We start from the raw sequence: 11,395 nt of genomic DNA, 5'->3' as shown, positions 1-11,395 counted from the left end.
AAACAAAAAGGAATATCTATGAAACAGTATAATACACAACAGAAAAAAAAGATAGTATTAAGCATTAATAAAGTGAAGAATAAAAGAATACTTGCTTTAAAATTTAATATTAGTATCAGAACTTATTATTATTGGAAGAAGAAATTACAAGAAACTGGGATAATCGAAAATAAAAGCAGAAAACCGAAAAATAGTCCTAATAAATTAAAAAATAAAATGATTATTAATAAAATTATATCAATAAGAAAGAAATATCAATATGGTAAAACGAAAATAAAGAAATTATTAGAAAAAGAAAAGATAAAAATAGGGACTACAGCAATTGAAACGATATTAAAAGAATATAACTTGTATCAAAAAAAGAAGAAGAAAATAAGAAAAAAACATAAAGGAAAACATGCTTTTTATATAAAAGAAGCAGGCGAAAAGGTTCAAATAGACACAAAGTATGCTTTTTTTGGGGAAATACGCTATTATCAGCTAACCGCTGTTGATTTAGCTACAAGAATAACTTTTAGATATTTGTATAGAGAAAAAACACCAGATAATACAGTAGATTTTATGAAACGTCTAATAGAATATTTTCCTTTTCGTATTCATTGTATTCAAAGCGACAATGGTACAGAATTTACATACAGAAAACATTTCTTTGAAACCGAACATCCATTAGACATCTTTTGTACGAAGCAGCACATTAAAAGAGTTTACAGCCCTGTGGCTTCACCTTGGTATAATGGTGTTGTAGAAAGTACACACAACCGAGACCAAAAAGAATTTTACGATTTCTGTAGCAGAGAATTAACTTTAGAAAAAGCAAATCAAAAATTAATAAAATATAATAATTTTTGGAATCATAAAAGAATACATTCAGCTTTAAATTATGATACTCCTATGTTATACTTCAAAAAAATAAGGAATACTTAAAGGAAATATCTCTGGCTCCCGTGCAATTTTTATATATTAATTTCTTATTTCAAATTTATGATTTTTTTATGCATATAATTAATAAATTTTACATTAAGATATTATAATATAGATTTATATATATTTTTGTATATAATATTTACTATATAATTAATATTTTGGAGTTCTTTTATGAGAGATAAAGATTATTTAGAATTATTATCTAAAAAGTACCCTACAATAGATGATGCTTCTGTTGAAATTATTAATTTGAAAGCTATATCAGAACTTCCTAAGGGTACGGAATATTTTTTAAGTGATATACATGGAGAATCTGATGGATTTGATTATTTATTAGGTACTTCTTCTGGGGTTATAAGAGAAAAGATAGAATTGCTTTTCAAAAATACATTACCTGAACATGATAGAGTAGAACTTCAAATACTAATAGTAGATACCAAAAATTTAATAAATGAAAAATCAAATGGTAGTGATTTTGCCGATTGGTGCAGAATTACAATATACAGACTTATTAGAATATGTAAACTTGTAACAAGTAAATATACTAGATCCAAAATAAGAAAAAAAATGCCTGCAAATTTTGCTTATATATTAGATGAGCTTTTACAAACTGATGCTGAAGAAAATAAAGAAAATTATTATTTTTCTATAATAGATTCTATAATAGAAATATCCGCTGCTGATAAATTTATAATAGCATTATGCCAGCTTATAAGACAATGCAGTGTAGATAGGCTTCATATTGTAGGAGATATTTATGATAGAGGACCTCATCCTGATAAGGTTATGGATAGTATAATGACTTTTAATGAAGTGGATATAGCTTGGGGAAATCATGATATACATTGGCTTGGGGCAGCTAAAGGAAGTCTTATATGTGTGGCTAATGCTGTAAGGCTTGCTATAAGATATAATAATTTTGATTTACTTGAATATAGTTATGGTATCAATTTGAGATCATTGTCTGCTTTTGCAAATGATATTTATAAAGATGATCCTTGCGAAGTATTCAAACCTAATACATTGGATAAAAATATTTATGATGAGGTAGATAAAGATTTAGCTGCTAAAATGCATAAGGCTGTATCTATAATACAATTTAAATTAGAATGTCAACTTATAAAAAGACATCCTAATTATGGTATGGATGATAGAATACTTTTAGACAAAATAGATTATGATAAAGGTACTATAACATTAGACGGAAAAACTCATGAACTTAGGGATAAAAATTTCCCTACTATAAATAAAGAAAATCCTTTTGAGCTTACAGAGGGAGAAAATACATTGATACAAACTTTGGCATTTTCTTTTATGAATAGTCCTACTCTTCAAAGACATACTAATTATATATATGCTAAAGGTGGAATATACAAAATTTTCAATGGAAATTTATTATATCATGGATGCATACCTACTAAAGAAGACGGTACTTTTGATGATGTTTATATAGACAGTCAATATTTATCTGGAAAAAGATATTTAAAACAAGTTGAAGATAAAGTGAGAAAGGCTTTTTACTGTGAAGTAGGCAGCGAAGAACAACTTAATGCTCTTGATTATTGCTGGTATTTATGGTGCGGTCCTAAATCTCCTTTATTTGGCAAAAATAGAATGACTACATTTGAAAGATATTTTATAACTGATAAAGAAACTCATAAAGAGCATTATAATTCATACTACTATCATATAGACAGTAAAGAGTACTGCCAATCTATATTAAGAGAATTTGATTTAGATATAAACAGATCTCATATAGTTAATGGACATGTTCCTGTAAAAACTCATAAGGGAGAAAGCCCTATAAAGGGAGGAGGACTTCTTTTAGTTATAGACGGAGGACTTTCTAAAGCATATCATAAAAATACTGGAATAGGAGGTTATACTTTAATATCAAATTCAAATATGATGATGATAGCAGAGCATAGACCTTTTACAGAAGTTGTAGAATCTGGATTTAGATTAAGCCCTAAATCTATAATAGTGGAACGTTTCATAAAAAGAATCACTGTAGGTGAAACCGATATTGGAAAACAGCTTTCTATAAGAATAAATGATTTATTAGAGCTTTTAAATGCATATAGAAGCGGACTTATAAAAGAGAAGGTTAATTGATAATTAATAAACAATTTTATTAAAGGCAGTACTATTTTTTATGGTACTGCTTTTTTATTTTAATATTGTTTTTTTTATATTTAATTTTATCCTGTATATTCTTCTATATACTTACGCATAAGCATTTTTATAGTTTCTTTATCAGCATCAAGAGAGGCTATATCAAAGGCATCTATCATTATTTTTCTTTCTTCAGGGGTTAGGCATTGTACTGTATCTTTTGCTATAAATAATTTTTTATATTGAGAAGGTATTAATGTTTCATCGTCCATTAAAATCTCTTCATAAAGTTTTTCACCTTCTCTTATTCCAGTAAATATTATAGGTATATCTTTTTCAGTAAGCCCATACATTTTTAACATATTCTTTGCCAAGTCTAAAATCTTTACAGGCTTTCCCATATCTAAAGTGAATATTATTCCATCATTTAAAGTGCATGCTTTTATTACAAGCCTTGCTGCTTCTCTTATAGACATAAAAAATCTTACCATTTCAGGGTGAGTAACAGTTAATGGCTTTCCTTCTCTTATTTGTTTTTCAAATACAGGTATAACGCTTCCGCTACTTCCCAAAACATTTCCGAATCTTGTTATTTTAAATGCTGTATTATTCTGCTCATGCGATAAAGACATTATCATTCTTTCACATATTCTCTTACTTGCTCCCATTAATGAAGTGGGACGAACAGCCTTATCCGTTGATATGAATACGAAATTTTTTATATTATTTTTTATAGCTAATGTTGCTATATTTTCTGTGGCTAGTATATTGTTTTTTATAGCTTCTTCAGGATAGCTTTCCATAAAAGGAAGATGCTTATGAGCTGCTGCATGAAATATAATATCTGGTTTTTCTTCTTTAAGTGTTTTATTTATTTTAACATAATCTCTTACATTTGAAATTATATAGGTGAATTTATGTTTATGTATTTCATTTTTTATGTCATTTAAAGACATTATCAATGAATGCACAGCACTTTCAGAATTATCCAATGCCATAACTTTTTTTACTGGAAGTGTAATTAATTGTCTTACAAGCTCGCTTCCTATTGAGCCTCCACCGCCTGTTACAAGTATAGTTTTATCTTTATAGTATGAGGATATCTCTTGTTCATCAAATCCTATTTCTTCTCTTCCAAGTAAATCCGAAGGTTCTATATTTCTAATATCTTTTATAGAGGCATTTCCTTTTATTATCTCAAAGAAGCAGGGAAGTATTTTATATTTTATTCCTGTTGTATATATAATATTAAGTATTTCTAAAAGTTCTTTTTGTTTTAATGTAGGTATAGCTATTATAATTTCTTCTACGCTTATATATTGTTTTTTATATATTTCTATTATTTTTTCTATATCTTTAATTTTACCTTTTACTTCAATAGAATGATTTTCTATATTTACTTCTTTTTTATTTTCATCATCATCTAAAAAGCAAAGTATATTATATTCATTATTATCATCGGAGGTTAATACTTCATATGCAAGAGTTTCTCCTGCATTTCCAGCCCCTATTATAACTATATTTTTTCTGTTCATCGATTCAACCCAAAATAAACATATAAATAAGAATTATAGTATATATTTTTTTCGCTTATTATACAAGGATTTTATTATATAGTCTATTTTATAATAATAAATTATATAATAAAATATTGACATAATGATTTTAATATTATATAATATTGGTATGAAAATAATATTTACTTTATTAAATAATACACTCGACACTCGACACTCGACACTCGACACTCGACACTCGACACTCGACACATAATTTATATTTTCTAAATAATTCATTAATTTCTAATCTTTATAATAAATTAGTATATTTTAATTTAATTTTTATTAAGTTAATATCGCTATTGCATAATATTTTTAATTCAGCAAATAGTATTAATCCATTATATTATCTCAAACTTTTGAGAATGCTTTTTAACTATGATAGAAACATTTTAAGAAATGTTTTTCATAAAAAAATTATTTTTAAGGAGTTATAATATGAACAAAAAACTATTTTTCTATTTTATTTTAGTAGGTATTTTATCTGTAAGTTGTTCTAATAAGGACAAAACAGGTTCAGGAAGTAATACTAAAATAGATAGCACATAAATGATATATTTATTACGGTAAAAGATGATGGAAATGTTGTTGTTCCTGGTTTAGAATCTCAGGCTCAGGAAATTGCTGAACAAAAAATTGAAGGAAGTGGAAATTCATATACTCTTACTGTTACTTATATAGACCCAACTGCTCCTATTCTTAAATATAAAATAAAATTTACAGATAGTAATAGAGGAACTGTAGTATTATCACAAATAGGAACTAATTTTCCTGATTATAGTTTTGATATTGTAAAAAGATAATCAAGATAGTACATGAAAAACCTGATTAATTAAATATTTAATTAGTCAGGCTTTTATTTTTACTATTAATTTTACTTACATACCCCGCCCTTTATATTTTCTGATTTCATTTGAAATTATAATTTTTTTAATATTAAAAGTTTTAATCTTATATAAAAATACCCACCCAAGTTTTATTTAAATATAGTGCTTATTTTACTACACCTATATAAGTAAGATTTCTGTATTTTTGGGCATAATCAATACCATATCCTACAACAAACTCATCTTCAATATCAAAACCATTATAATCTATTTTTATATCAACCTTTCTTCTTGAAGGCTTATTTAAAAGCGTGCATATTTTAAGAGAAGCTGGATTTCTTGTTTTTAACACTTCGCATATTTTTTCTAAAGTGTACCCTGTGTCAATAATATCCTCTACTATAATAACATCTCTTCCAGTAAGAGGAATATCTACATCTTTGAGTATTTTAATTTCAGAACCTATTTTATTATTTCCATAACTTGATACTATCATAAAATCAATTTCTATAGGTATATCAATATATCTTGATAAGTCAGCTATAAATATGAAAGAGCCTTTAAGAAGTCCTATTATGCATGGTATTGATTCTTTTCCTTTAAGGTTATCAGAAATTTCTCTAGCTAATTCTTTTACTTTTTTATTAATATCATCTGCAGATATTAGTATTTTATCTATATTTTCATCTTTTTTCATATCTATTCCTCAAATCTTGTTTTATATAAATAATGTTCAATATTTTATAAATAAATTATAAAAAGTAAAGTATTATTCTTTTTTCTATATAACTTAAATAAATATATAAAAAAATCTGTTGAATAAATTGCAAACTTAATAAAAATTTTGGGCGGGCATGCTTTTTCATGATTATTTATAAAGTATGTATAATGTTATTAATTGAGTTTAGGTTATACAATTTAATGGGCGGGTTTCTCGAAATTGGTTAAAAGTGTATTTTAATTTATTAATTTATTTATTGTACAGGTAATATTAATACTTATTTTTTGTGATTTATTATAATATATATTTAATATTATAATAAATATTTTTGAGAATTATATTCTTTAAGTATAGTATAAAGTATATTAATACCATTTATTTTTAACTGATAATAAAATCATATTTGTAATAATATACTTGCTTGGAAATTTAAAATATGTAATTTTATATTTAAAAAATATTTATAATGTTTAATGTTATTTATTATAAACAAAATAAGAGATATATTGTTTAATAGTAAAAAAATAATTGGTTATCTGATATTTTTCTTATTTTGCTTGATTTTTTTAAAAATACTGATAAACTATTAAATAGTGTTTTTTGGGAGAAAATTTTAAAATTTCTATAAATCAATATATCAAAAGTTAAGGAGTTATTATGGCTGAAGAGAAAAAATTAGACTCCCTTCTTGAACGCATATATCAAGATGGTGTTGAAAAATCTAACAAAAAAGCTGATGAAATAATCTCAAATGCTAAAAGCGAAGCTGACAAGATCATTAAAGAAGCAGAAGCAAAATCAGAAGAAATCATTAAAGAAGCAGAAAGAAAGTCAGAAGAGCTAAAGAAAAATACAATAACCGATGTTCGTATGGCAGGCGAGCAGTCAATCAGTGTTTTAAAACAAAGAGTTAAGGACTTGGTAACAGCTAATGTGCTAGAAGAAGGTTTGAAGGGTGCTTTTGCAGATACTTCATTTTTAAAAGACTTAATTCTTGAAATAGTTAAGAAATGGGATATGTCTTCAAGCAATTCTGATGTAACAATATATTTCCCAGAATCAGAGAAAGCAGAAATAGATTCATCTTTTGAGAAATCTATAAAAAGTGCTATAAAGAATGCTACTATTAACTTTGATAAGAAATTATCAAATGGTTTTAAAATTGTACCTGAAGGTGGAAATTACCAACTTCAGTTTACAGATGAGGATTTCGTAGAGTTTTTCAGTGATTATATTAAAGCTAAGACGGAAGAAGTGATTTTTAGTAAGTAAGAGGGGTTAGCATGGGATCATATTATTATCTTATCTCAGGTCTTCCCGAAGTTAAACTTTCTGATTCTAAGGCTAAGTATGATATTAATGAAATTACTCAAAGCATATTATCTGGTTTAAATGCTAAAGATTCTAAATTTTTCAAGTATCTAATTTATCAAAATGATAATAAAAATTTAGTAAGTGCTATAGCAAAACAAAAGGGATTATTTACTCCTTATATAGAACATATAGAACCATCAGCATTTAGTAAAGAAGAGATGCAGAAATATTCAACAATTTCTAATTTACCATTATATATGAGTAAATTCTTGGAAGATAATAAAAATGTTGAATGGGAAAATTCCAGACATATAGAAAATACTCTTTTGAATTTGTATTATGAAGAGATGATACAAAACGGTAATTCATTCATAAAAAATTATGCTTTATTTATGAGAGATATGAAGAATGTCCTAGCAGCTTTAAATGGTAGGGCTTTAGGTTTCTCAAGCGATGAAATATCAAAGGAGCTTATAGGCGATTATTCTTTGATATCAGCATTGACAAAATCAACAGCTTCAGATTTTGGAGTAGGCAGAGAGATACCTTATATCAACACTATAGTTGAAACTTTTAATTCATCAGATAAAGCAGATCCATATAATATGGAAAATATAGAATGTAGTTTGGTAAAAGACTTTTTGGAAAAATTAACTTCTATAAAATCTTTCACAACAGATAATGTTTTCTCTTATTATATAAATCTCACTTATGCTATTAGTATAAATGGAAGAAATGAAGAGGAAGGTAAAAAACATTTAGAGACGCTCATAGATTCTTTGAAAGCAAAAGCGTCTGCTATTTAATGTATGTATAATTAATTAGGAGATTGAAATGACTAAAGGTAAAGTAACTGCTATTATATCAAACCTAATTTCAATAGAGGTAGATGGGCCTATTGCAGAAAACGAGATATGTTATGTATCTTGTGGCGAAGCAAAGCTTATGGCTGAAGTTATTAAGATATCTGGTACTAGTGCTAGTGCTCAGGTATTTGAATCTACTAGGGGTGTAAAATTAGGTGATGCCGTAGAGTTTACTGGTTCAATGTTAGAGATTGAATTAGGACCTGGACTTTTGGGTAAAAACTTTGACGGTTTGCAAAATGATCTTGATAAACTTCAAGGCGTTTTCTTAGAAAGAGGTAAATACAACAATCTTTCTGAAGACAAAGAATCTAAGTATGATTTTACTCCAATAGCTAAAGTTGGAGATGAGGTATCAGCTGGAGATTGGATAGGTGCTGTTAAAGAGGGCTGGATAGACCACAAAATAATGGTTCCTTTCAAATTTGAAGGCAAAGGTGTAGTTGAAAGCGTAGTTTCAGCAGGCACTTATAATTTACAGGATACTTTAGTTGTAATAAAATCAGCTAATGGTGAAAAAGTTAATGTAACTATGATACAAACTTGGCCTGTAAAACTTACTATTAAATCATATAAAGAAAAACCAAGACCATTCAAATTATTGGAAACAGGTGTAAGAACTATAGATACATTTAACCCTATTACTGAAGGCGGTACAGGATTCATTCCTGGACCATTTGGAGCAGGTAAAACAGTACTTCAGCACGCTTTAGCTACTAATGCTAATGCTGACTTGATTATCATGACAGCTTGCGGTGAAAGAGCTAATGAGGTAGTAGAAATATTTACAGAATTCCCAGAACTTATAGACCCAAGAACTGGAAGAAGTTTGATGGAAAGAACTACTATCATCTGTAACACTTCTAATATGCCTGTTGCTGCTCGTGAAGCTTCAGTTTATGTTGGTATGACTATAGCTGAATATTATAGATCAATGGGGCTTAAAGTACTTCTTCTTGCTGACTCTACTTCTCGTTGGGCACAGGCTTTGAGAGAGATGTCAAACAGACTTGAGGAATTACCAGGACCAGATGCATTCCCTATTGACTTACCTGCTATTATTTCTAGTTTCTATGCTAGAGCAGGTTTCGTATACTTAAATAACGGAGAAACAGGTTCTATTACATTTATAGGTACAGTATCTCCTGCAGGTGGTAACTTGAAAGAGCCAGTAACAGAATCTACTCGTAAAGCTGCTAGATGTTTCTACGCTTTATCACAGAAACGTGCTGACAGTAAGAGATACCCTGCTGTTGACCCATTAGATTCTTATTCTAAATATATTGAATATCCAGAATTCGTAGAGTTCTCAGATACTAATATAGAAAAAGGCTGGGCTGATAAGGTTACTAGAGCAAAAGATATTGCTAGAAGAGGACAGGAAGCTAATGACCAAATAAGCATTCTTGGTGACGACGCAGTACCTATTGAATACCATCAGCGTTTATGGAAAGCAGAGCTTATAGACTTCGTTCTATTGCAGCAAGATGCTTTCGATAAAGTAGATAAGAACTGCCCTATAGAAAGACAAAAAGAATTATTAAATCAAGTTATGAAAGTTGTAGAAGCAGATTACAGATTTGATGATTACAGCGAAGTAGGTACTTATTTCAAAAGACTTATTAACGCATTCAAACAGATGAACTATTCTGTATATCAGTCTGATGATCATAAAAAATACACAGCTGAGATGGAATCAATATTTGCTGAAAGGAGTATAACACATGCCTAAAGCATTTCAAAAAGTATATACAAAATTAGTACAGATTACTAAAGCGACTGTATCTTTAAGAGCAGAGAATGTCGGAAACGATGAGATGGCTCTTGTAGCAGGAAGACCTGCTCAGGTTGTAAAAATGATTGGAGATATTGTTACACTTCAGGTTTTCCAAGGTACGGAAGGTATACCTACTAACGCTGAAGTAGTATTCTTAGGTAGACCTCCTAGACTTAAAGTAAGTGAACTTCTTGCAGGAAGATTCTTCAATGCTTACGGAGATCCTATAGATGGAGGAGCTGAAGTAGAAGGTAAAGAGGTAGAAATCGGAGGACCTTCTGTAAACCCTGTTAGAAGAAAACAGCCTTCTGAACTTATTGCTACTGGTATTGCAGGTATAGACCTTAACAATACTCTTGTAACAGGACAGAAGATACCATTCTTCGCAGACCCAGACCAGCCTTATAACTCAGTACTTGCTCAGGTTGCTTTAAGAGCTGAAGCTGATAAAATCATTCTCGGCGGTATGGGACTTTCTAATGATGACTATTTATCATTTAAAAATACATTCACAGAAGCTGGAGCTTTGGATAAAATCATATGTTTTATTAACACTACAGATGACCCTCCAGTAGAAAGACTTTTGGTGCCTGATATGGCTTGTACAGCCGCTGAATATTTCGCAGTTGAGCATAAGCAGAAAGTTCTTGTTCTTCTTACAGACATGACTCTTTATTCTGATGCTTTGGCTATAGTATCAAACAAAATGGATCAGATTCCTTCTAAAGACTCTATGCCAGGTTCTTTATATTCAGACCTTGCTAAGATTTATGAGAAAGCAGCTCAGTTCCCAGATGGAGGATCTATTACAATTATCGCTGTTACTACTCTTAACGAAGGTGATATTACTCATGCTGTACCAGATAACACTGGTTACATCACTGAAGGTCAGCTTTACTTAAGAAGGGACTCTGATATAGGTAAAACAATCATTGACCCATTCAGAAGCCTTTCTCGTTTGAAACAGTTGGTTATAGGTAAGAAAACTAGAGAAGATCACCCTGCTGTAATGAATACTTTAGTTCGTCTTTATTCAGATGCTGCTAATGCTAAAATGAAAAAAGAAAACGGATTTGACTTAACTGAGTACGATGAAAGATGTTTGAAATATGCAGCTGAATATTCTGAAAGACTTCTTGCTATTGACATTAATATCAAAATTGATGAGATGTTAGAAACAGGTTGGGAATTAATGGGTAAATACTTCAGTAAAGCTGAGGTTGGTATTAAAGACTCACTAGTAGAAAAATTCGGAAAATGGACAAATAACTAATTTTAAAAAGTAGGTAAAA

Annotated in this window: 8 protein-coding genes; 6 read left to right on the top strand and 2 right to left on the bottom strand. The window is 28.9% G+C overall.

What is annotated here, in order from left to right; translation table 11 throughout:
- Positions 1 to 18: 18 nt before the first annotated feature.
- Positions 19 to 924 carry an integrase core domain-containing protein gene (locus Q1J76_RS01015; protein ID WP_367278200.1) on the top strand — a complete coding sequence of 302 codons (906 nt, stop codon included), beginning with the start codon at positions 19 to 21 and terminating at the stop codon, positions 922 to 924.
- Positions 925 to 1,095: 171 nt separating this feature from the next.
- A complete protein-coding gene (locus Q1J76_RS01010) occupies positions 1,096 to 3,039 on the top strand; it encodes a fructose-1,6-bisphosphatase (protein WP_300377803.1) in 1,944 nt (647 codons plus the stop codon).
- Between the two features lie 86 nt (positions 3,040 to 3,125).
- On the opposite strand, the gene Q1J76_RS01005 is transcribed toward Q1J76_RS01010, so the two are convergent.
- The gene (locus tag Q1J76_RS01005; RefSeq protein ID WP_498034211.1) at positions 3,126 to 4,598 is read right to left on the bottom strand and encodes a polysaccharide biosynthesis protein; all 1,473 of its coding nucleotides are present in this window, start codon (positions 4,596 to 4,598) and stop codon (positions 3,126 to 3,128) included.
- Between the two features lie 993 nt (positions 4,599 to 5,591).
- On the bottom strand, positions 5,592 to 6,122 hold the full coding sequence (gene hpt / locus Q1J76_RS01000; protein WP_300377797.1) for a hypoxanthine phosphoribosyltransferase: 531 nt from the start codon (positions 6,120 to 6,122) through the stop codon (positions 5,592 to 5,594).
- A 681-nt stretch (positions 6,123 to 6,803) separates the two neighbouring features.
- Between hpt and Q1J76_RS00995 the strand changes: the two genes are divergently transcribed.
- From Q1J76_RS00995 to Q1J76_RS00980, 4 genes are read left to right on the top strand one after another with little or no spacing between them, the layout of a single operon-like run.
- Positions 6,804 to 7,418, top strand: a complete 615-nt coding sequence (locus Q1J76_RS00995) for a V-type ATP synthase subunit E (RefSeq protein ID WP_300377793.1) — start codon at positions 6,804 to 6,806, stop codon at positions 7,416 to 7,418.
- An 11-nt stretch (positions 7,419 to 7,429) separates the two neighbouring features.
- Positions 7,430 to 8,266 (top strand): DUF2764 family protein, encoded by an 837-nt coding sequence (locus Q1J76_RS00990; protein WP_300377791.1) that lies wholly within the window; start codon positions 7,430 to 7,432, stop codon positions 8,264 to 8,266.
- 28 nt (positions 8,267 to 8,294) lie between these two features.
- The gene (locus Q1J76_RS00985) at positions 8,295 to 10,058 is read left to right on the top strand and encodes a V-type ATP synthase subunit A (protein WP_300377788.1); all 1,764 of its coding nucleotides are present in this window, start codon (positions 8,295 to 8,297) and stop codon (positions 10,056 to 10,058) included.
- The gene (locus Q1J76_RS00980; RefSeq protein ID WP_300377786.1) at positions 10,051 to 11,376 is read left to right on the top strand and encodes a V-type ATP synthase subunit B; all 1,326 of its coding nucleotides are present in this window, start codon (positions 10,051 to 10,053) and stop codon (positions 11,374 to 11,376) included. Before Q1J76_RS00985 ends, Q1J76_RS00980 begins: the two co-directional genes overlap by 8 nt.
- The last annotated feature ends 19 nt before the right edge of the window (positions 11,377 to 11,395 follow it).

The organism is Brachyspira sp., from assembly GCF_029258575.1.
GTDB lineage: Bacteria > Spirochaetota > Brachyspiria > Brachyspirales > Brachyspiraceae > Brachyspira.
This window is presented reverse-complemented; position numbering and strand designations above follow the sequence as displayed.

What these genes read in the sequence shown, in the direction of transcription:
- Q1J76_RS00985 (WP_300377788.1), top strand. Translation starts at nt 8,295, where the DNA reads ATGACTAAAGGTAAAGTAACTGCTATTATATCAAACCTAATTTCAATA.
- Q1J76_RS01010 (WP_300377803.1), top strand. Translation starts at nt 1,096, where the DNA reads ATGAGAGATAAAGATTATTTAGAATTATTATCTAAAAAGTACCCTACA.
- Q1J76_RS00995 (WP_300377793.1), top strand. Translation starts at nt 6,804, where the DNA reads ATGGCTGAAGAGAAAAAATTAGACTCCCTTCTTGAACGCATATATCAA.
- Q1J76_RS01015 (WP_367278200.1), top strand. Translation starts at nt 19, where the DNA reads ATGAAACAGTATAATACACAACAGAAAAAAAAGATAGTATTAAGCATT.
- Q1J76_RS00990 (WP_300377791.1), top strand. Translation starts at nt 7,430, where the DNA reads ATGGGATCATATTATTATCTTATCTCAGGTCTTCCCGAAGTTAAACTT.
- Q1J76_RS00980 (WP_300377786.1), top strand. Translation starts at nt 10,051, where the DNA reads ATGCCTAAAGCATTTCAAAAAGTATATACAAAATTAGTACAGATTACT.
- hpt (WP_300377797.1), bottom strand. Translation starts at nt 6,122, where the DNA reads ATGAAAAAAGATGAAAATATAGATAAAATACTAATATCTGCAGATGAT.